Origin of the sequence: Streptantibioticus silvisoli, from assembly GCF_027947535.2 — a bacterium.
GTDB classification, from domain to species: Bacteria; Actinomycetota; Actinomycetes; order Streptomycetales; family Streptomycetaceae; genus Streptantibioticus_C; species Streptantibioticus_C silvisoli.
On record NZ_JAAGKO020000014.1, the window covers coordinates 42,898 to 62,735 of the forward strand.

Genomic DNA, 19,838 nt, shown 5'->3' on the forward strand with positions numbered 1-19,838 from the left:
CGTGCGGGTGTCGGGGTCAGGGTCGGTGGCGGGGTGCTGGGCCGGGGTGGTGGGGGTTTACGCCTGGTGGTTTTTGTTGGGGGCGGCGCCGGGGTTGTGGTTTGTTTTGTGGGTGGGGGTTCCGTTTGTCTCCAGTGGTTTTCGAGGTGTTCTCTAGGTGGTGCCGGGAGTCTCGGGTGTGCCGGTTTATAGGGATCGGTGATTGGTTAATTTCGGTGTCGGATGATTGGGGGTGGGGTGGTGCGGAGGGTTGTGATAACGGGTATAGGGGTGGTGGCTCCGGGAGGGAGTGATGCGAAAGCGTTTTGGGAGCTTGTTTCTTCGGGTCGGCCGGCGGTGCGGGAGATAACGCTTTTCGATGCGAGTGGGTATCGTTCGCGTGTTGCGGCAGAGGCTGATTTCGATCCGGTTGATCACGGGCTGTCGCTGCGTGAGGTACGGCGCATGGATCGGGCGGCACAGATGGCGGTCGTCGCGGCGCGGGAAGCGGTGGGCGATTGCGGGTTGGTGGATGCCGGGATCGCCGAGGATCGGGTGGGGGTGGTGATCGGGAGTGCGGTGGGGTGCTCGATGAGTCTGGAGCGCGAGTACGCGGTCGTGAGTGACCGGGGCCGGGAGTGGCTGGTCGATCACGCGTACACCTCGCCTCATCTGTACGGGCAGTTCGTGCCGAGTTCGCTGGCGGCGGAGGTTGCCTGGGCGGTGGGGGCGCAGGGCCCGGTCACGGTGGTCTCCGATGGCTGTACCTCGGGCCTGGACGCGCTCGGGTATGCGGCGGAGTTGGTTCGTGAGGGCCGGGTGGATGCGGTGGTGGCCGGGGGGACGGAGGCGCCGATCTCGCCGATCACGGTGGCGTGCTTCGACGCGATCAAGGCGACGACGCCGCGTAATGACGATCCCGAGCATGCTTCCCGGCCGTTCGACCGGACCCGTAACGGGTTCGTGCTGGGCGAGGGTGCGGCGGTTCTGGTGCTGGAGGAGTACACGGCGGCACGGCGGCGCGGGGCGTTCGTGTACGCGGAGATCGCCGGGTACGCCAACCGCGGCAACGCGTACCACATGACGGGGTTGCGGGCCGATGGCGCGGAGATGGCCGAGGCGATCGGGGCGGCGATGGCGCAGGCCGGGACCGTGCCGGCCGATATCGGGTACGTCAACGCGCACGGCTCGGGCACGAAGCAGAACGACCGGCACGAGACGGCGGCGGTCAAGCGGGCGCTGGGCGAGCACGCGTACGCGGTGCCGATGAGTTCGATCAAGTCGATGATCGGCCACTCGCTGGGGGCGATCGGGGCGCTGGAGATCGCCTGCTGCGCGCTGGCGATCCAGCACGGCGTGCTGCCGCCGACCGCCAACCTCAACGAACCCGATCCCGACTGCGACCTCGACTACATCCCCCTGGTCGCCCGCCACAAGCAGGTGGACGCGGTACTCAGCGTGGGCAGCGGGTTCGGCGGCTTCCAGAGCGCGATGGTGCTCACCCGGCCCGGGGGGAGGACGGCATGAGGACTCCTGAGGTGGTGGTGACGGGGCTGGGGGTGGTGGCGCCGAACGGGGTTGGTACGGAGGAGTTCTGGGCGGCCGCGTTGGGTGGGGTCAGTGGTATCCGGCGGGTGACGCGGTTCGATCCGGGGGGTTATCCGGCGGTGCTGGCCGGTGAGGTGCGGGATGAGGAGTTCGATCCGGCGGGTTGTCTGCCGGGGCGGTTGCTGCCGCAGACGGACCGGGTGACGCGGATGGCGCTGGTGGCGGCGGACTGGGCGCTGGCCGAGGCGGGGCTGGTGCGGGCGGACGATGGTTATGACGTGGGGGTGGTCACCTCCAGTGCGGCCGGGGGTTACGAGTTCGGGCAGCGCGAGTTGCAGAACTTGTGGGCGAAGGGCCCGCAGCACGTCAGCGCGTATCAGTCGTTCGCCTGGTTCTACGCCGTCAATACCGGGCAGATCTCGATCCGCAACGGTATGCGTGGTCCGTGCGGGGTGCTGGTCTCCGACGGGGCCGGCGGGCTGGACGCGCTGGGCCAGGCGCGGCGGATGATCCGAAACGGCACTGCGGCGATGGTCAGCGGTGCGGTGGAGAGCACGTTGTGTCCGTGGGGCTGGGTTGCTCACCTGGCGACCGGTCAGGTCAGTACCGCGGCGGATCCTGGCGCCGGGTACCTGCCGTTCGCGGCCGGTGCGCGCGGTCATCTGCCGGGTGAGGGCGGTGCGATCGTGGTGATGGAGGACGCGGACCGTGCCGCGGCCCGGGGCGTTACCGGGTACGGGACGGTCGCCGGGCACGCCGCCACGTTCGATCCGCCGCCGGGCAGCGGCCGCCCGCCGGCGTTGCGCCGGGCCGCCGAACTCGCCCTGGACGACGCCGGGATCACCCCCGGGCAGGTGGACGCGGTTTTCGCCGATGCGGCCGGTTCGCCGGTGGCGGACGCGCAGGAGGCCGAGGTGATCCGCGGGCTGTTCGGGGACGGCGGTGTGCCGGTCTGCGCGCCCAAGGCGATGACCGGGCGGCTGGGGGCGGGCAGTGGGCCGCTGGACGTGGTCACCGCGCTGCTGGCCATGCGCGACGGGCTGCTGCCGCCGGCCGGACCGGTCGCGGCTGCCGCGGCCGGTCACCGTATCGACCTGGTCACCGGGCGGGCCCGGCCGCACCAGGTACGTACCGCACTCGTTCTGGCCCGGGGCCAGGGCGGGTTCAACAGCGCCGTGGTGCTCCGCGGCGCGGGAGCCATCCAGGAGGGGACCACACCGTGAAGCAACTGACCATGGAGGAGTTCGTGGAGATCCTGCGCGCCAGCGCCGGGGAGGACGAGGCCGTCGACCTCGGCGGTGAGATCGGCGATACGCCCTTCGCCGATCTGGGCTACGACTCGCTGGCCCTGCTGGAGACCGCGGGCCGCGTCCAGCGCACCTACGGCATCGACCTCGGCGACGAGACGCTGGCCGAGGCCGACACCCCCCGCAGGTTCCTGGAAGCGGTCAACACGTCATTGGCGGCCGGGGTCTGAACGGACCCCTGCGGGGCCGGGACCGGCGGCGGAACCGCTGGCGGAACCGGCCCCGCGCGGTCGGGTGCGGTCCCGCGGTCCGTAGGCAGGCGGTCTGCAGTCGCTCCGCACGCGAGCGCGTGTGATCCGCAGGCGGTTCGTGGGTGGGGCCGCAGCCGGACCGCCTGCGTACCGGTGATCGCCCGGCGCCCCCACCACCGGCGCCCCGGTGGTTGCCCGTTACCGGGCTGTCGTCGGGTCGCCGGTGTGCCCGGGAGAGGCCGGCCGGCTTGTCGTCGGGTGGTCGGTGTGCGGGTGCTGGGGTGTCGTAGGGGTGTTGTTCGCGGCCGGGAATTGACTACCGTGTGTGATATCGCGTGACGAGTGCTCAGGGGGTCTTGAAATCAAAAAAACGTGCTATCTTCGGGTTCGGCCCGGTGCTTCCGGGGTATGAAATGGCGTGAACACGGAACGCCGAAAACAAATTCCCCCCGAATATGTGTGCGGGGTAAATATATTCGTGAGTTGGTGTCCCGTTCTCGGGCGTGCTGAATCATTTCGCGATCGTGCTCAACTTGGGAATTCGGCGACTGTGGCCGACGGATTATCCGATTCAGGGGGCGTAGTGATAGCCAGGGTTCTTGGGACGCTCGATGTGAAAGTCAACGGCCGCTCGACCGTTCCCACGGCTCCCAAGCCGCGGAAGGTGCTGGCCCTGTTGGTGCTCCACGCCAACCACGTGGTCTCCACCCCGGCGCTGATGAGGGAGCTGTGGGGCGAACAGCCGCCGCCGAGCGCGGCCACGACCCTGCAGACGTACATCCTGCTGCTGCGGAAGCTCCTGGCGAAGGTCCTGCCCGGCGGGATGGTGGAGGCCAAGCGGGTGCTGTCGACCTGGCCCGGCGGATACCGCCTCCACCTGTCCGGCGACGCGATGGACCTGCGCCGCTTCGACCAGCTGTGCGTCCAGGGCCGGCAGGCCCTGGCCCGCGGGGAGAACGAGAAGGCCGCCGACACCCTCAGCGAGGCACTCGCCCTGTGGCGCGACGACGTCCTGGTCGACATCGCCCCCGGCCCACTGCTGGAGGCCGAAACGGTACGGCTGCGCGAGAGCCGCCTGGTGGCCCTGGAACAACGCATCGAAGCCGACCTGCGCCTGGGCCGCCACCACCAGGCCATCGGCGAACTGTCCTCACTCGTCGTGGAGTTTCCCCTCAACGAAAACCTCCACGCCCACCTGATGCTCGCCCTGCACCGCTCGGGCCGCACAGCACAAGCCCTCGGCGTCTACCAGCGCCTTCGCGCCGCACTCATCAACGAACTCGGCCTGGACCCCTCCTCACGCCTGCGCGACCTGCACCTCGCGCTACTCGTCTGCGACCCCGCCCTCGACAGCGAACCCACCGGCACAGCAGCCACCCCCGGCAGACTGATCGCCGTCTCCTGACCACCGGTGCGGGTATTGCGCCGGTCTGCGGTCACCGAAAGGGGTGCCACGACGGGCACCCCCGTGCGGGTGTTACGCCGGAGGTTCTCGTGCGGGTGTCGCATGCCCGCACCGGCTCCGTCCGCGAGAACGGAGTCTGGCTCAATGGGGCGGAACGCGGCGCCGACGTCAGTCCCGTGCCGCCGCCTCGGGCCCGGGAGTGACGGCCGCCGGCTCCGCGGTCATCATCACCGGACGCTTGTGGCGGTACCCGACCCGCACACCGAGCGGCAGCGCGATCGCCGCACTGGCGACCGCCGACAGCCCCGCCAGGAGCGACACCCGGAACGTCGAGGCGTGCAGGGTCGGCAGCGCGATCAACGGCAGCGCCCCCGAGCCGACCGCGCTGCCCGCGGCACTGACCGCGTAACCGGCCCACAGCTTGCGCAAATCCTCACCCAGTCCGTTCTGACGGCGCAACGGCCCTTCTACCGCAGGGAAGCAGTGATCCCAACGAGGCAGCAACGCGTCCGGCGGACACCGCGCCACGCGTCAGCCCCGGACGCCGGGCCGATCAGGTCCTGCGGTCGCGACCGCGACGCGGCGACGCAGTCCTCGAACAGCCTGCTGGGGCCCGCGCAAGCCCGCGGCGCTACGCGCGGCGGGGCTGATCACGACGACCCGCGCCGGCCGCGCGGGCGTGCACCGGCGCATGCGACCGGGGGTGGACCTGCGCCGGCGCCGGGTCCTGGCGGACGCGGTCCGCGGGCTCAGGGAGGACTCCGCCACGGTCAAGCGGACCGGGGTGGCCGGTGCGAGTGACGCCGCTGCGGAGGGCATTGCTCGCGGGCCGCCGTTCACCCCCCCTGACACGACGGGTCCCCCGGCATCGCCGAACCGGCGGCCGGCGGCCTGCACGACCGCGGCCGCACGGCCGGCGTCCCGACGCCGACGGCACGCCGTCCGCTTCCGGGGCACGCGCCGTGGCACCCGCCGTGGCGGACGAGCCCGGATGGGCGACCGACGCCACCGCGACGCCCATGCGCCTGGCTGCGGGCCAGGGGGATGGCCGATACCAGCGGTTGCCGAGCGGGGCACCTTTGACACTCCCGCAGCAGCGGAAGCAGGATGCTGCGCCGAGGGCCGTTGGATCGATCCAAGAGCCCCTGGGAACGGTCCACAGGCTGGTCAGTCGTCCCTGCCGAAGGAGAATCCGCGCCATGCAGCGTTCGCTCCGCCGTAGGATCATCAGTTCCGCCGCCGTGCTCGGCGCCGCCGCCATGCTCTTGGCGGGCACCGCCGGGGTCTCCGAGGCGGCTCCCCGGCAGGCGGCTCCCCAGCACGTGACACCGGCCGACGACCCGCCGGGCACGGCCGTCACGACGTTCACCGACAACACCACCGGCCACGTGTACACCTGCCGGGTCTACACGCCCACCGGCATCGGCGCCCCCAACCCCCCGCTGCACGGCGCGTCCTGGACCGGCGTGGCCAGCTGTGACCTCTCCCTGCGCATGCAGGGCGCCAGCGCGGTGTACGTCTGGGGCCAGAGCATCGCCTACTACCCGGGCAGCTCGTACGACGACACGGCCTACACCAACTCGACCACCGGCACGGTCGTGCTGTACACCGGGCCGGCCTGGGGCATCAACAACAACGTGCTGTTCTTCGCCCCGCCGAACACGACCGCCACCCCCGGCGCCGGCTGCTACACCCAGGCCGCCGGCCAGATCCACTGCACGGCCACCACGGGTCCCTTCTCGGTCTCCTGACCCGCCGGGGGCGCCTACGGGCCCGTCGCCGGACCGGGGATCATCTTGCGCAGCCGTTCCGCCACGTCGTAGACCGTCAGGCTCAGCGTGCGGATGTCGGTGATCAGCCCTCGCCAGGGTTCGAAGTCACCGTCGATCTCCTGTCCGCAGGCCCGGATGTAGGCGACCGCCACGCCGTACGCGTAGTACGCGTTCCGCGCCGGCAGGGGGCGCAGCAGGACCAGCTGCTCCAGGAGGGCTGCGGCGCGCCAGTACGCGTCGGGCTCGTCGCCGAGCTTCGGGGTGTTCACCCGGTGCCGCGCCACGGCGGCGACCAGCCCGCTGTAGTCCCGGACGCCGAGCTGGTTGCCGAGGAGGTCCTCCTGGCGGTCGAGCAGCCAGCGGACGTCGACGTGCAGTTCCACGGTCAGGCCGCCGTCCGCCCGGTACCGGCCGGCGCGTCGTCGGGGAACGCCTCGGCGAACGCGTCGGCCAGGCCCGGCCGGCCGACCGCGTCACGGAAGTACGTGGTGGCGTGCCGGAGCCGCAGCTGGTTCTGCTCCTCCATGGCAAGGGTGGCCAGGTAGGCGCGCAGGCTCTGCCCGTTCGCCTCGGCCAGGGCGGCCAGTCGGTCACGCGTCTCGGAGTCAACCTTCACGGTGGTGTCAGCCATGCCCCCCAGTATGCACGAACGGGTACCTTCGTGAATACCTGGAGGGCGGTCCGCCGGTGGGCGGAGCCCCCCGTTCGTCTGCGCGCAGGCAACAACGTCCCATATCGCACGTGTTAAGGTCCGCGCAGTCACGCGTGAGCGGCTGGGGAGCCGCGGGCGGTCCGGGGGAGACGGGCGCCACGCGTCCGCATCCAGGGGGACCCATGGCCATCCGCCGGGCCGCGCTCGCGAGCGCGGTCACACTCGTCGCCGGCATCGTCACAGCCGGCCTGCCGACCGCGCAGGCCAGTGCCGCCGACAGCACGGCACTGCCCGGAACGTCCGTCACACAGGCCCTGGTGGACGACGCCGCCGGCCACCTCTTCCTGCGGCAGGACGGCGACCTGCTGGTCACCGACCTGACCGGCGCCGAACTGGCCACGCTCCCCGAACCCGGCACCGGCGGCATCGCACTGTCCGCAGACGGCTCGACCGTCTACGTGGCGCGCGGCGACGACGGCCGGATCGCCGCGGTCGACACCGCCACGCTGACCCGGACCGCGCTGTACGCCACCGGCACCGGCACGGCGCCCACCGCGGTCGCGGTGTCGGGCGGCCGGGTGTGGTTCACCTACACGGGGGCGGACGGCGGCGGCATCGGTTCGCTCGACCCCGCCCCCGGTGGCACCGCGTCACCGGCCGTCCTGACCCCGGTGGCCGGCGCGCAGGATCCGCAGACCTCGCCCGCCGCCCCCGGCACCCTCGTGACCTCCGCCGCGCCCGACGGCTCCCCGGAGGCGGCCGTCTACGACATCAGCACGGGCGTTCCCCGGCTCACCGCCTCGGCGCCCGGCGACCCGGGCCCGCTGGAGATCGCCCCGGACGGTAAGCACGTGTTCTCCGCCGGCGACGGCGTGCTCGACCTGAGCGACCTGAGCAGGGACGGCAGGTACTACCCCACCTTTCCCGCCGGGGACGACAGCAGGTTCGCCCTCGCCGCCGACGGGACGCTCGCCTACACCGCCGACGACACCGCCGTCCACACCGCGGGCCCGGTCACCCCGGAAGAACTGCGCCGCTACCCGGGCCAGGGGACGACGGCCCTGGCCTGGGCACCGGACGACAGCGCGGTCTACCGCTTCTACGACGACGGCGGGCCGCACCTGGAGACCCTCGACGGTCCCGAACTCGGCGACACCTACGTGTCGTTCGGTGCTCCCGCCACCGCCCCGGCCACCGACCGGGCCATCACGCTCCCCGTCTCCGTCTGCGGTGTCAACGCCTTCGGCGTCGGCGAGAGCGTCCACGTCGTCCGGACGGGCCCCGGTGACCCGGGCACCACCCTGCCCGCCCTCACCGCGACCGGCTCCGAGGACGACAACGGCTTTCACTGCCTGGCGTTCACCCTCAGCGACGACGTCCCGCTGCCCGGCGCCTGGCAGTACGCCGTCACCTACGACGGCGACCCGGCGCACACCGGCTCCACCGGGCAGGACACCGTCACGGTCGGCCCGTCCACGCCCCGCGTCACGCTCACCGCACCCCGGACCGCCGCACGCGGCGCCGCGGTCCACCTCACCGGCACCCTCGACCACCCGCCCTACGCGGCCGGCAGCGTCGTGCACGTCATCAAGACCAACCTCGCCCACCCCGACGGCTACCCCCTGCCCGACGCGAAGGTCGGCGTGGACGGCACGTTCAGCGTGACCGACACCGTGCCGACCGGCGGACCGACCACCTACACCGCCTCCTTCGCCGGCGACGCCGGCCGGAACCCGGCCGCCGGAACGGCGACCGTCCAGGTCTCCCGCCTCACGCCGCAGCTGTCGATCACCACCGACCGCTCCAGCTACGCCAACGGCTCCACGGCCACGGTCACCGCACACCTGGGCACCACGTACAACGGCCGCTCCGTCGAGATCTACGCCCACCCCTACGGCGGCGCCACCACCTTGATCCACTCCGGCACCGTCGACGCGCACGGCGACCTCACCGTCCGCTACCACCTGCCGCACAGCTCCACCTTCAGCGCCCGGTTCCCCGGCGACTACCGCTACGCACCGGCCACCGCCGACCGCAACGCCCCCGTGTACGTCGGCATCACCGAGACCCTGACCGGCTCCTACGGCGCGACCACGATCAACGGCCACACCTACCGTCTCTACCATGTCGGCTCCCCCATCGGCCTCACGGCCGCGGTCACCCCCGCCAAGCCCGGCGAGCAGGTGTCCTGCACCGTGCAGGAGTGGGAGCAGGGCGCCTGGCTCATGGTGTCCGGCACCTCCGCCGCGGAGCTGTCCGCGTCCAGCACCCACCGGTTCACCCTGGGCACCGGAAGCTGGAGCGGCCCGACGAGCTTGCGCATACGGGTCTCCTACGCCAGAACGACCGACGACGACACCAACCTCGACACCGACGGCGGCTGGGTCTACCTCCAGCTGCGCTGACCCCTGCGGCACCGGCCGCGCCGCCGGGCGGCGTGCTCCCCGACAACCCGTCCCGGTCCGCGGCCGTGAGCGCCGGCGAACGCCGCGGCCCAGTCGCGGCGCAGCACGTTGGCGGGGCGGCGGGTCCGGCTCTCTCCCCGCTCGTTGACGGTCACCGGGTCCCCGTGCAGCCGGACTTCGGGCAGCAGCGCCGGCACGTCCCGTTCCCGGCCGGACCTGTAGCCGACCGACGTCCTCGGGCCGCCCGCGCCGCGCGGCGCACTGTGACCCCGCCGTGCCGAGCACGGATCAGCTGATGCGACAGCGACGTGACGGGTGTGAAGACGCTCAAGGGGCCGGAGGAGAGGTGGGCGCGGCTGTCGGGCCGGGAGAATCGCTGTGGCGGGTGCGGCCCGCGCCCGGCGAGTGCGTGGATCCGGACCCGTTCGCGGTCCACACGGAGGCGTCGAGGTAGGTGCTGTCGGCGGTGACGAGGTCGTCGGTGATGGTCCAGATCGAGCACCAATAGGTGCGGCGGATCGAGCCGGATTCGGTGTCGGTGAAGGTACAGGTGCCTTCGACGGTGACGGTGTCGTCGCCGGTGTGCAGCAGCCGGGTGATCGCGGCCCGGCGGTCGGGCGCGATGCCGAGGACCTCGGATTCCACTGTGTGGAACTTGTCGCGGTCGGTGATGGCGAGGACACCGTTGACCTTGATCCGGAGGTCGTCCGGGTAGCACTGGTCGATCATGGCGTGCACGTCGGTGTTGTACAGGTCGATGAGGCGTTCGGCCATCGCTTCGTTGGCCTGCTGGGACATGGATGTCTCCGTAAGTTGTCAGGTGGCTACCGGGGTGGGACCGGGACCGGCGCCAGGGACGCCTGCGCCATCGGCTAGACGTCCCGTGCCCGCAAGGACTTCGCGGTCACCGACGCGCCTGCGCGATCGGCCGCCGGCCTGGCGTTGCCGACGTCCCACCACGCCGCTCCGGCCGCCGGCCCGGTCCGGTTGATCAACCGGCCGCGTGACGTGCTTGCCGGGTGGACAGGACCTTGCGGCCGACCGGGTCCATCCGGCGCGCGTCGCCGGTCACGGCCAGCACGCGTTGGTCCGGCTTCGCGCACCGGACGTGCACAGGGCGCCGACGACCCCCCGAGTCGGACACCGCCGGCGCCGCGACCTTGGCGACGAGGTGCGCTCGGTGATGGCCGGGTGACAACCGGTTGTCACTAAACCAGTGGCTTGTCGACCACGCAAGGGGCCGTTCACGCATCCGGCCGTGTGCCGAGGGGAATCCGGATCCGTTGGCCGGACGGGCCGATCGCCCTCCGCGGCAGGTTGGGTCCGACGGCCGCGCCCCGGTGCTGGTCCCGGAGCCGGGCAACGGCGGCTTTCCGTCCTGCGCCGGGCCGGGTGGCCGTGGCGGCGATCACCCGACCGCTCCCGGTCAGTGGTGACAGAGCCGGAACTACCATACCGAAGGATGCCCTGCCGCCACTGTCGCGGCCTAGTCTCGCGGTGCGGCGAAACAACACAACACGCCGTATCGAAGGGGCAATTCGACGTGACGGGTTCGGCTGCGTATTTCCAGAACTGGGTGTCGACGTTCAACCCGGCCCCGAGCGCGGCGGTGCGCCTGGTCTGCCTGCCGCACGCCGGTGGCTCGGCGAGCTTCTTCTTCCCGCTGGCCAAGGCGTTCGGTCCCGGCGTCGAGGTGATGGCCGTGCAGTATCCAGGCCGCCAAGCCCGGCGGAACGAACCGGGCATCGACAACGTGCCCGAGTACGCGGACCGCGTTTTCGCGGCGCTGCGGCAGCTCGCCGACCGGCCGCTGGCGTTGTTCGGCCACAGCATGGGCGCGGTGCTCGCCTACGAGGTGGCGCTGCGGATGCGGGAAGCGGGGCTGCCCGCGCCTGTGCGGTTGTTCGCCTCGGGCCGGCGCGCGCCCTCCCGGTACCGCGACGAGCAGGTGCACCGGGGCACCGACGCGCAGATCGTGGCGGAACTGCAGGGCCTCGGCGGGCCCAACCAGTCCATGCTGACCGATCCGGAAGTGCTCGCCCTGATCCTCCCGGCCGTGCGCGGCGACTATCGCGCCATCGAACGCTATCGGCACGATCCCGATACGCGCCTCGACTGCCCGGTGACGGTGCTCGTCGGCGACGAGGACCCTCGCGTCACCCTGGACGAGGCGCGGGCCTGGGCGGAGCACACCACCGGGCCGACGGAGCTGGAGGTGTTCGGCGGCGGTCACTTCTACCTTGTCGACCACAGCAGAGAAGTGATCGACCTCCTGGCGCGCCGACTGGGCGGGCAGGGAGCCGAACCCATCCGCTGAGCACGCTCGCAGCCGGCGTGCGACCGCGGCCGGCCGCCGTGCAGATCCCGGGAGTTGATCCATGACGGACGCGCGAACCAGCGCGCTGCTGGCCGTGCTGGCCAAGGGCGTGCGCACGATCGAGCTGGGACAGCCGCTGTTCACCGGCATGCCCTGCTCCCCGAACCACCCGGGTTTCCGGATGGCGCTGGCGCGCCGGCACGGGGACCTGCGCCGGCCGGACGGCGGCTCGGCCAGCAGCGAGGTGATCGTCACCGGCGGGCACGTGGGCACGCACATCGACGCGCTGTCGCACGTCAGCCAGGACGGCAGGCTGCACGGCGGCGTGGACGCGGAGAAGGCCCAGCGCGGCGGTGCGTTCACCGAACTCGGCGCCGAGCAGATCCCGCCGCTCGTCACGCGGGCGGTGCTGCTGGACGTCGCCGCCGTGCTCGGGGTGGACGTGCTCGAGCCCGGCTACGGCGTCACGCGGGAGGACCTGCTGGAGGCCGCCGAGCACGCCGGCGCCCTGCCCCGCCCCGGCGACGTCGCGCTGGTGCGGACCGGATGGGCAGCCCACTTCGCGAGCCCGCAGACCTACCTGGGTCACGCCACCGGCGTTCCCGGCGTGACCGAGGACGCGGCCGAATGGCTGGCCGCGCAGGGCATCGTGGCCACCGGCGCCGACACGACGGCCTACGAGCGGATCCCGCCGGGCGAAGGCCACCGGACGCTGCCGGTGCACCGCCTGCTGCTGGTCGAGCACGGCATCTACCTGATGGAACACCTCAACCTGGAAGAGATCGCCGCGTCCGGTCTCACGGAGTTTCCCCTCGTGGTCTCACCGTTGCGCATCGTCGGTGGCACCGGTTCCCCGATCCGGCCGATCGCCGTGGTGGGCGCGTGACCCCGGCCGAACGGCTGGGCGCGCTGGCCGGACGCGTCGCGAAGGACGGACTGCCCGCCGCCCGGCGAAGCGACGTCGCCGGCCGGGTCCTGGACCTGCTCGGCAACTGCCTCGCCGCGCTTTCGCAGCGGCCGGCCGAGGTCGTCGCGGCCACCGTGGGGGAGTGGGGCGGTTCGCCGCAGGCCACCGCGATCGGCTCGGCCGCCCGCATGCCCGCGCCGTCGGCCGCACTGGTCAACGGCACGCTCGCGCACTGCCTGGACTTCGACGACACACACCTGCCCTCGGTGCTGCACCCGTCGGCCGCGGTCGTGCCGGCGGCGCTGGCCGTCGCGGAGCAGACCGACGCGTCCGGGCCCGCCTTCTGCGACGCCGTGGCCGTCGGGGTCGAGGTGACCTGCCGGCTGGGCATGGCCGGCTACGACAAGGAGAACGCGAACTCGGTGTTCTTCGACCGCGGCCAGCACGCCACCGCGATCTGCGGCACGGTCGGCGCCGCCGTCGCGGCCGGGATGTTGCGCGGACTGAGCGCCGCTCGGCTGACCTCGGCCATCGGCATCGCGTGCAGTATGGGGTCCGGGGTCATCGAGGCCAACCGGACCGGCGGCACGGTCAAACGGATCCACTGCGGCTGGGCGGCGCACGCCGGGGTGGTGGCCGCGGCGCTCGCCGCGAACGGGATCACCGGGCCGCCGACCGTGCTGGAGGGCCGGTTCGGCCTGCTGCGCGCGTTCTGCGGCGACCGGTTCGACCTCGAAGCGGTGACCCGGGACCTCGGCGAGCGATGGGAGAGCGACCGGATCTTCGTCAAGCCCTATCCCTGCAACCACTTCACCCACGCCGGGGTGGAGGCCGCGTTGCGGATCCGGCGGCGCGGGGTCAACCCCGCCACCATCACCGAACTCACCCTCGGCGTGCCCGAACCGGTGCTGCGCACCATCGCCGAGCCGCTCGAGAACAAACGCCGGCCGCTGTCCGGCTACCACGGCGCGTTCAGCGGGCCGTACACGGTGGCCGCCGCGTTGCTCGGCGGTGGCGGCCTCGGCCTGTCCCACACCGACTTCACCGACACCGCGGTGGCCGATCCGGTACGCCTCGCGCTGGCCGCGCGGGTGACCCCGGTGGCCGACCCGGAGTGCACACGGATCTTCCCGCACCAGTTCCCGGCCGTGCTCACCGTGCGGCTCACCGACGGCGCCGTGCTCGAGGAACGGGTCCGGCACAACCTGGGCGGCCCGGAGAATCCGTTGTCCGCCGCGGACCTGACGGCCAAGTTCCGTATGAACGCGCGGCGCGCGGTGGACGACGCGGTGGCCGGTGAACTCGCCGCCCTGGTGACCGGGCTGGCTTCGGACACCGGGCCGGCGACGATCACCGGGCTGCTGCGTTCGGCGCTTTGATCCCGCCGGACAACTACGGCAGGCCGGGTGGTCCGAGGACCGGGTCCGCGCTCCGGACGGGCGGTTTTGCCGACCGGTGTTCCAGTTCCCGGGCCAGCTCCTGCCAGAACAGCGAATACGCCCGGGCCAGTTTGGCCACCGGGACCAACCAGTGGTCGGGGATCGCGCAGGCGACGTCGGACCGGGTGCTGAGCGCCTCCCGGTTGGCCCGCATCCAGCGGATCAGGAACCGCCCGCGGTCGTTGAGCCGGATCGAGGGATCCGCCATCAGACCGGCCAGCACGGCCGTGGTGACCTTCTCCAGGTCGCCGGGCCCGGTCGGGCGAGGGGCCGCCGGCGCACCGGCCTCGCCGCCTCGGGCCTGGACCGGCACCGGTTCCCGGCCCTCGGCGAGCCGGCGCCGCACGTCGAGCACGGTGTTCGGCGAGACTCCTGCCTGGCGCGCGATCTCCCGCGCCGACGCGGTCGGGCGCTCGGCGAGCAGCCGGCCGGCCCGCAGTCGCCCCTCGGCGGCGTTCACCGGCCGGACGCGGCCGTCGCGGCCGACCCGGGAGCAGGAGCGGGGCCCGGGTCCGGGTTCGGCTTCGGGAAGGTCGCGGCGCCGCACCCGGACGGTCGACTCCGCCAGCCCGGTGACCCCGGCGATCATGCGGTTGGACCACCGCGGGTGGGTACGCAGGATCCGCTGCGCGGCGGCGATTCGCTCCGCGCGCGAGAGCGGCAGCCCGTGTGCCGTGTTGAGCCGGACGGCCACGGCGAAAGCGTCCTCGTCCGAACCGCTGTACACGATGGCGGAAATATGGCTCCGCCCCTGCGCCAAGGCCGCGTGGACGCGGTGAATTCCGTCCAGGACCCGGCCCGATGGATCGTGCACGACGATCGGTGGCAGTTCTTCGGTGATCCCGGCGAGGATCTGCACGTGTTCGATGTTCACCCGGTCCTGCCGTAAGGTGAAATCGAGGTTGAGTGAGCTGACGCGGATGCGGCGGACGGTACTCGCGGCCAGCTGTCCCGACAGCCAGGCAGTCGGTTCGCAGCCCGCGAAGGCCGGCGGTTCTTCGCTCGGCCAGCCGGGCGCCTCGTGCTGGGACATGGGACTCCTGGTCGTGTCGGAGGGCCGGCGTTTCGCGCGTGATCTGCGGGGACGTGGCGGTGTTGCCAGCTTATTTGCGCCACCGCGACCCGCCAACGCCTGCGAGGGCCAGCGACTCGAAACAGTCAGAATTGGTGATGCCGCTGCCACTACCCGATCTGGTGGAATCGAACTCCCGGGGGACAACCGGCTCCGTGTGCCCGGATGTTCCGTTATGCCGAAGCCGGTGTTCAACCGCGCGGAAAACGCAGTCGAAAACGCGCCCGAGAATGATGCGGCCTGCACGACCTTGACCTTTCCCGGCGAACTTACGTAATTTCGCCCTGATCCACCGACGGGAGGGGAGGGTCTGCATGACGAGTCCGCGCGGCAGAACCGAATTCGGCAGGCCGGCCGGGCCCGCTCCCGCGGCGCCACTGGCCGGGCTCACCGTGATCGACGCCTCCACGCTGTTCGCGGGACCGTTCGCCGCGAGACTGCTCGGTGACTTCGGCGCCGAGATCATCAAGGTGGAACAGCCCTCGGGCGACCCGCTGCGCCGCTTCGGCCACACGCACCACGACGTCCCGCTGCTGTGGAAGGTGCTGAGCCGCAACAAGAAGAGCGTGGTACTGGACCTGCACGAGCCTGAGGACGCGCGGCGGTTCCGCCGGCTCGCCGCCGGGGCCGACGCCCTCATCGAGAACTTCCGGCCGGGCACCCTGGAACGCTGGGGCCTGGGGCCGCAGGTGCTCGCCGAGGTCAACCCCCGGCTGGTGCTGGCCAGGGTCACCGCCTTCGGACAGGACGGTCCGTACGCCCACCGTCCCGGCTTCGGCACGCTGGCGGAAGCCATGAGCGGGCTGGCGGCGATGTCGGGTGAACCCGGCGGGCCGCCCGCGCTCCCGGCGTTCCCGCTCGGCGACGCCATCGCCGGCCTGCACGCGGCCCTCGCGGTGCTGATCGCACTGCGCGCCCGCGACGTGATCGGCACCGGCCAGGTCGCGGACATCGCCATCACCGAGACACTCATCGGCTCACTGGGAGCCCAACTCACCGTGTACGAACACCTCGGCCTCAAGCCCGAACGGATCGGCAACCGGTCCAGCAACAGCGCGCCCCGGGGTGTCTACCGTTGCGCGGACGACCGCTGGGTCGCGGTCTCCGCCCCGGCGCACTCGGTCGCCGAACGCCTCGTGCGGCTGGTGGGCCGCCCCGATCTGGGCGATGAGCCGTGGTTCGCCACCGGGGTCGGCCGGGCCGAGCACCGTGCGGTGATCGACGACGCGATCCGGCCGTGGATCGCCGCCCGGGGCCGGGACGAGGTCGTGGACGCCTTCGAGGCGGCCGAAGCGGCCGTCGCCCCCGTCTACGAGGTCGACGACGTGCTGGCCGATCCGCAGTTCCGGGCCCGCGGTCTCACCGTGGACGTGCCCGACGCCGAGCTCGGCTCGGTGCGCATGCCCGGGGTCCCGTTCCGTCTGTCGGCCACTCCGGGCCGGATCGACTGGGCCGGCCCGCCGATCGGCGCTCACACCGAGGACGTGTGCGGCTCCGTCACGCCCGCCCGCCCGACGGCCGGGGAGGCCGGAGCATGACCGACGACCACGCAAGGCACCGGGTGTTCCGCAGCTGCCTGTACGTGCCCGGTCACCACCCGGACCGGATCGTGCGCGCCTACGACACCGAGGCCGACGCGGTGATCCTCGACCTGGAGGACGCCGTCCCGGGCCCGCGCAAGCTCGAGGCCCGCGAGATCGTCGCCGAGGCCATGGCCACGCCCGCCGCGAAGCCCACCTACGTGCGGGTCAACCCGATGTCGTCGGGCCTGTGTGAGGACGACGTCCGCGCGGTCGCGGGTCCCGCGCTCGCCGGGGTACGGGTGGCCAAAGTGGACTCGCCCGCCGACGTCCGGCGCGTCGCCGCGGTGCTGCGGGAGCTGGGACACCCGGCGAGGATCCACGTGCTCATCGAATCGGCGGTCGCGCTGGAACACGCGTTCGCGCTGGCCACCGCGTCGCCCGAGGTGACGATGCTCGGCCTCGGCGAGTCCGATCTGCGGGCCGACCTCAGCACCACCGCCGAGGGACCGACCATGGACACCAGCCGGGCCCGGGTGATCGTCGCCGCGCGGGCGGCCGGACTGCCCAATCCGTGCCAGAGCGTGTACGCCGAGCCCCGCGATCTGCGCGGGCTGCTGGTCACCAGCAAGCACGGCCGCCGGCTCGGGTTCCTCGGCCGCATGGCGATCCACCCGGCGCAGATCCCCGTCATCCATGACGTCTACACCCCGACCACGAACGAGATCGACGACGCGCTGGAGATCTGCGCCGCCGTGGACCTCGCAGCGCTGGAGAGCAGGTCGATCAGCATCACGTCGCAGGGGAAGATGATCGGCCCGCCCATGCTCGCCCGGGCGAAGCAGGTCCTGGAGCTGGCCACCGCGCTCAACCTGGTCACGGACGTCGCGTGGCCGGCGGAGCGGGCCCGGACCTGGGAATCGGTGGGTCACATCCGGAACAACGGAGGTTCTACATGACCGGCGTCCTGGCCGACAAGCGGTGGGCGGTGCTGGACCCGGCGGTCCGACCGACCGACCCCGAGGGGTACCTCAGGACCGCACTCGAATGGCACTTCGGCACCGAGACCGGCTCGCGGTTCTGGCTCGAGCGCGCCAAGACCCTCGACTTCGACCCGATCCGTGACGTGCGCGGTTACGAGGACCTGACGTTGTTCCCCAACGTCGTCGACGAGCTGCGGGGGATTCCCGTCGAGGACCTCATCCCGCGCGGTTACGGCCCCCACCCGCCGGCGCCCAAGGTGTTCGAGACCGGCGGGACCACCGGCGCGCCCAAACGCGTGATCCTCATGCCCGACTGGTTCGAGAGCTCGATCAACCGGATGCTCGCCGGTCCCGTGTTCGCCGGGCGGGAACCCGGCAACATCCTCATCGCGACGCCGACCGGGCCGCACAAGATCGGCGGCCAGTACGACGACGTGGTGAAGAAGCAGAACACCATCAAGTTCTCCATCGACGTGGACCCTCGCTGGGTCAAGAAGCTGATCAGCCGCGGTGAGCAGGACCAGGTGAAGTCCTATGTGGACCACGTGCTGGACCAGATCGAGCACGTGCTCGAAACCCAGCACGTCGGCCTGGTGGTGATCACCCCGCCGATCCTGCGCGCGTGCGCCGGCCGTCCCCGCCTCGTCGAACTCATCAACGCCAAGGTGGCCGTGGTGTTCTGGGGCGGCGCGCACATGACCGCCGACGAGCGGTTCGAACTGTCGCAGGTGTACTTCCCGCAGGTGCGCATGGTGAGCCGGTACAACAGCGCCATGATCCTGGAAGGGGCGGCCGAACGCGCCGGGACCGGCGCCGGCGACCAGGTGATCTACGACCCGTACACCCCGGTCGTGATGTTCCGGGTCGTCGATCCCGGGACGGGGGAGACCGTGGACCACGGCCGGCGCGGCCAGGTCGTGATGAGCCACGTCAGCAAGGGCGTGTTCCTGCCCAACAACCTCGAGCGGGACTCGGCGATCCGGGTTCGCGGCCCGGAAGGGCAGTTCGGCGATTCGGTGGCCGATCCCCGGCCGGTCGAGAAGTTCGGCGGCGAGCGGGTGATCGAGGGCATCTACTGAGCCGGCCGACGTCTACCGAAAGGACGAAAGAGGGATGTCGATTCTGCCGAACGCGGACCCCGGAGCGTCGCGTGGGCCGGACCAGGAACCGTGGCTGCACGAACTGACCGTGTCGGAGGCGGCCGAGATCGACGAGGCGTTCGCCACGCTGCTCGCGAGCGGCAAGTCCGACTTCGCCGCCGGCGCGGCCGAATTCCCGTTGCCGAGGGTGGGGCCGAAGCTGCGGCGCATCCTGCGGTCGATGGAGGACGAGCCGGGTTTCGCGCTGGTGCGCGGGATCCCGGTCGCCGGCAAGAGCGAGGAGGAGGTCCGCCGCCTCTACTGGGGACTGGGGATACACCTCGGGGTGCCGCTCATCCAGAACAACTCCGACGCGCACATGGTCGACATCCGCGACGAGGGCCGCGCGGGCCGGCTGCGGGTGCACAGCTCGAACCAGCACATCGGGTTCCACATCGACTCGACGGACATCGTCGGGTTGCTGTGCCGGCGAGCCGCCGCCCGCGGCGGTACCAGCCTCGTCGTGAGCGCCGAAGCGGTGCGGCGGGAGATGTCGTGGGTGTGCCCCGATCTGCTGCCCGCGCTGTACGAACCGCTGCCGTTCGCCGACGTCGCCTCGCCCGACGAGCACCACCCCGATTTCTTCCTGTGCCCGGTGTTCGGCCGCCACGAGGGGCGGACCACGGCGCGGTTCTACCTCCGCCGGATCCTGCGCAGCCAGGACAACCCCGCCGCGCCGCGGCTGACCGACCGGCAGCGGCGTGCCGTGGAGGCGGTCGAGGAGATCGCGGCCCGGCCGGACCTGGTCACCGCCATGGAGTTCCAGCCGGGTGATCTTCAGCTGATCAACAACCACATGGTGCTGCACGGCCGGACGAGGTTCGACAGCGAAGAGGCGGACACCGGGCGGCACCTGCTGCGCATGTGGTGGTCGGTGCCGTCGAGCAGGCTGCTGCCGCCGGAGTTCGAGGCGGCCTGGGGCACCAGGCAACCCGGCACGCTGCGCGGCGCGGCTCGGCGCTGGCAACTGCACGGGGAGTTCGGCGAGTTCCAGCGGCGGCAGGCCGACGCGTTCGGGGTCGTCATCTCCGCCTGACGTCTGCAGGAGCATCCGTCCGCGACGGAAGGCCGACACCACGAAGCGGCGGCCGGCCCGGACGACTCCGGTCCGGCCGCCGCCCTGCCCGGACTCGGCGCCCGGGTCGCGTTCGCGGCGGGGTCGGCGGCACTCGCCCTCAGCGGTCCTGCCGATGGGTGGCCGC

The 19,838-nt window shown here is 71.9% G+C and carries 18 protein-coding genes; 13 read left to right on the forward strand and 5 right to left on the reverse strand.

Annotated features, from left to right (window positions below; all coding sequences use genetic code 11):
- The first annotated feature begins 222 nt into the window (after positions 1-222).
- The 4 genes from POF43_RS12195 to POF43_RS12210 all read left to right on the forward strand — a co-directional run bounded on the left by POF43_RS12195 (position 223) and on the right by POF43_RS12210 (position 4,430).
- The gene (locus tag POF43_RS12195) at positions 223-1,506 is read left to right on the forward strand and encodes a beta-ketoacyl-[acyl-carrier-protein] synthase family protein (protein ID WP_271325959.1); all 1,284 of its coding nucleotides are present in this window, start codon (positions 223-225) and stop codon (positions 1,504-1,506) included.
- Positions 1,503-2,750, forward strand: a complete 1,248-nt coding sequence (locus POF43_RS12200) for a ketosynthase chain-length factor (protein ID WP_282704552.1) — start codon at positions 1,503-1,505, stop codon at positions 2,748-2,750. Before POF43_RS12195 ends, POF43_RS12200 begins: the two co-directional genes overlap by 4 nt.
- Entirely contained in the window at positions 2,747-3,004 is a 258-nt protein-coding gene (locus tag POF43_RS12205) for an acyl carrier protein (protein WP_271312196.1), read from the forward strand. Before POF43_RS12200 ends, POF43_RS12205 begins: the two co-directional genes overlap by 4 nt.
- 634 nt (positions 3,005-3,638) lie before the next feature.
- Complete coding sequence (locus POF43_RS12210; RefSeq protein ID WP_372515972.1) at positions 3,639-4,430, forward strand: AfsR/SARP family transcriptional regulator; 792 nt, start codon at positions 3,639-3,641, stop codon at positions 4,428-4,430.
- A 168-nt stretch (positions 4,431-4,598) separates the two neighbouring features.
- Here the strand turns inward: POF43_RS12210 and POF43_RS12215 are convergent, their stop codons facing one another.
- The gene (locus tag POF43_RS12215; RefSeq protein WP_271322312.1) at positions 4,599-4,889 is read right to left on the reverse strand and encodes a hypothetical protein; all 291 of its coding nucleotides are present in this window, start codon (positions 4,887-4,889) and stop codon (positions 4,599-4,601) included.
- Positions 4,890-5,629: 740 nt separating this feature from the next.
- Here POF43_RS12215 and POF43_RS12220 point away from each other — a divergent pair.
- On the forward strand, positions 5,630-6,181 hold the full coding sequence (locus POF43_RS12220; protein ID WP_271322313.1) for a hypothetical protein: 552 nt from the start codon (positions 5,630-5,632) through the stop codon (positions 6,179-6,181).
- A gap of 14 nt (positions 6,182-6,195) precedes the next feature.
- Here the strand turns inward: POF43_RS12220 and POF43_RS12225 are convergent, their stop codons facing one another.
- Both POF43_RS12225 and POF43_RS12230 read right to left on the reverse strand, forming a co-directional pair.
- The gene (locus POF43_RS12225; protein WP_271312200.1) at positions 6,196-6,585 is read right to left on the reverse strand and encodes a toxin Doc; all 390 of its coding nucleotides are present in this window, start codon (positions 6,583-6,585) and stop codon (positions 6,196-6,198) included.
- Positions 6,586-6,587: 2 nt separating this feature from the next.
- Complete coding sequence (locus POF43_RS12230; RefSeq protein WP_271322314.1) at positions 6,588-6,833, reverse strand: antitoxin MazE7; 246 nt, start codon at positions 6,831-6,833, stop codon at positions 6,588-6,590.
- Positions 6,834-7,036: 203 nt separating this feature from the next.
- Between POF43_RS12230 and POF43_RS12235 the strand changes: the two genes are divergently transcribed.
- Positions 7,037-9,259, forward strand: a complete 2,223-nt coding sequence (locus tag POF43_RS12235; RefSeq protein WP_271322315.1) for a WD40 repeat domain-containing protein — start codon at positions 7,037-7,039, stop codon at positions 9,257-9,259.
- Positions 9,260-9,586: 327 nt separating this feature from the next.
- Here the strand turns inward: POF43_RS12235 and POF43_RS12240 are convergent, their stop codons facing one another.
- Entirely contained in the window at positions 9,587-10,057 is a 471-nt protein-coding gene (locus tag POF43_RS12240) for a nuclear transport factor 2 family protein (protein WP_271322316.1), read from the reverse strand.
- A gap of 745 nt (positions 10,058-10,802) precedes the next feature.
- Between POF43_RS12240 and POF43_RS12245 the strand changes: the two genes are divergently transcribed.
- From POF43_RS12245 to POF43_RS12255, 3 genes are all read left to right on the forward strand, one after another.
- Positions 10,803-11,576: a thioesterase II family protein gene (locus POF43_RS12245; protein WP_271322317.1), complete on the forward strand. Its 774-nt coding sequence runs from the start codon at positions 10,803-10,805 to the stop codon at positions 11,574-11,576.
- A 61-nt stretch (positions 11,577-11,637) separates the two neighbouring features.
- Positions 11,638-12,462, forward strand: coding sequence for a cyclase family protein (locus tag POF43_RS12250; RefSeq protein WP_271322318.1), 825 nt, complete (start codon positions 11,638-11,640; stop codon positions 12,460-12,462).
- The gene (locus POF43_RS12255; RefSeq protein ID WP_271322319.1) at positions 12,459-13,862 is read left to right on the forward strand and encodes an MmgE/PrpD family protein; all 1,404 of its coding nucleotides are present in this window, start codon (positions 12,459-12,461) and stop codon (positions 13,860-13,862) included. The genes POF43_RS12250 and POF43_RS12255 overlap by 4 nt, the downstream gene beginning before the upstream one ends.
- A gap of 13 nt (positions 13,863-13,875) precedes the next feature.
- On the opposite strand, the gene POF43_RS12260 is transcribed toward POF43_RS12255, so the two are convergent.
- The gene (locus tag POF43_RS12260; RefSeq protein WP_271322320.1) at positions 13,876-14,955 is read right to left on the reverse strand and encodes a ParB/RepB/Spo0J family partition protein; all 1,080 of its coding nucleotides are present in this window, start codon (positions 14,953-14,955) and stop codon (positions 13,876-13,878) included.
- A gap of 353 nt (positions 14,956-15,308) precedes the next feature.
- Here POF43_RS12260 and POF43_RS12265 point away from each other — a divergent pair, with 353 nt between their 5' ends.
- From POF43_RS12265 to POF43_RS12280, 4 genes are read left to right on the forward strand one after another with little or no spacing between them, the layout of a single operon-like run.
- Positions 15,309-16,532, forward strand: coding sequence for a CaiB/BaiF CoA transferase family protein (locus tag POF43_RS12265; RefSeq protein ID WP_271322321.1), 1,224 nt, complete (start codon positions 15,309-15,311; stop codon positions 16,530-16,532).
- On the forward strand, positions 16,529-17,473 hold the full coding sequence (locus tag POF43_RS12270) for an HpcH/HpaI aldolase/citrate lyase family protein (RefSeq protein ID WP_271322322.1): 945 nt from the start codon (positions 16,529-16,531) through the stop codon (positions 17,471-17,473). Before POF43_RS12265 ends, POF43_RS12270 begins: the two co-directional genes overlap by 4 nt.
- Positions 17,470-18,576 carry a phenazine antibiotic biosynthesis protein gene (locus POF43_RS12275; RefSeq protein WP_271322323.1) on the forward strand — a complete coding sequence of 369 codons (1,107 nt, stop codon included), beginning with the start codon at positions 17,470-17,472 and terminating at the stop codon, positions 18,574-18,576. The genes POF43_RS12270 and POF43_RS12275 overlap by 4 nt, the downstream gene beginning before the upstream one ends.
- A gap of 34 nt (positions 18,577-18,610) precedes the next feature.
- Positions 18,611-19,672: a TauD/TfdA family dioxygenase gene (locus POF43_RS12280; RefSeq protein ID WP_271322324.1), complete on the forward strand. Its 1,062-nt coding sequence runs from the start codon at positions 18,611-18,613 to the stop codon at positions 19,670-19,672.
- Positions 19,673-19,838 lie beyond the last annotated feature (166 nt).

Excerpts from the sequence above, each read along its gene's own strand:
- POF43_RS12280 (WP_271322324.1), top strand. The coding sequence starts at position 18,611 with ATGTCGATTCTGCCGAACGCGGACCCCGGAGCGTCGCGTGGGCCGGAC.
- POF43_RS12230 (WP_271322314.1), bottom strand. The coding sequence starts at position 6,833 with ATGGCTGACACCACCGTGAAGGTTGACTCCGAGACGCGTGACCGACTG.
- POF43_RS12270 (WP_271322322.1), top strand. The coding sequence starts at position 16,529 with ATGACCGACGACCACGCAAGGCACCGGGTGTTCCGCAGCTGCCTGTAC.
- POF43_RS12235 (WP_271322315.1), top strand. The coding sequence starts at position 7,037 with ATGGCCATCCGCCGGGCCGCGCTCGCGAGCGCGGTCACACTCGTCGCC.
- POF43_RS12260 (WP_271322320.1), bottom strand. The coding sequence starts at position 14,955 with ATGTCCCAGCACGAGGCGCCCGGCTGGCCGAGCGAAGAACCGCCGGCC.
- POF43_RS12275 (WP_271322323.1), top strand. The coding sequence starts at position 17,470 with ATGACCGGCGTCCTGGCCGACAAGCGGTGGGCGGTGCTGGACCCGGCG.
- POF43_RS12250 (WP_271322318.1), top strand. The coding sequence starts at position 11,638 with ATGACGGACGCGCGAACCAGCGCGCTGCTGGCCGTGCTGGCCAAGGGC.
- POF43_RS12265 (WP_271322321.1), top strand. The coding sequence starts at position 15,309 with ATGACGAGTCCGCGCGGCAGAACCGAATTCGGCAGGCCGGCCGGGCCC.
- POF43_RS12220 (WP_271322313.1), top strand. The coding sequence starts at position 5,630 with ATGCAGCGTTCGCTCCGCCGTAGGATCATCAGTTCCGCCGCCGTGCTC.
- POF43_RS12195 (WP_271325959.1), top strand. The coding sequence starts at position 223 with ATGATTGGGGGTGGGGTGGTGCGGAGGGTTGTGATAACGGGTATAGGG.
- POF43_RS12240 (WP_271322316.1), bottom strand. The coding sequence starts at position 10,057 with ATGTCCCAGCAGGCCAACGAAGCGATGGCCGAACGCCTCATCGACCTG.
- POF43_RS12200 (WP_282704552.1), top strand. The coding sequence starts at position 1,503 with ATGAGGACTCCTGAGGTGGTGGTGACGGGGCTGGGGGTGGTGGCGCCG.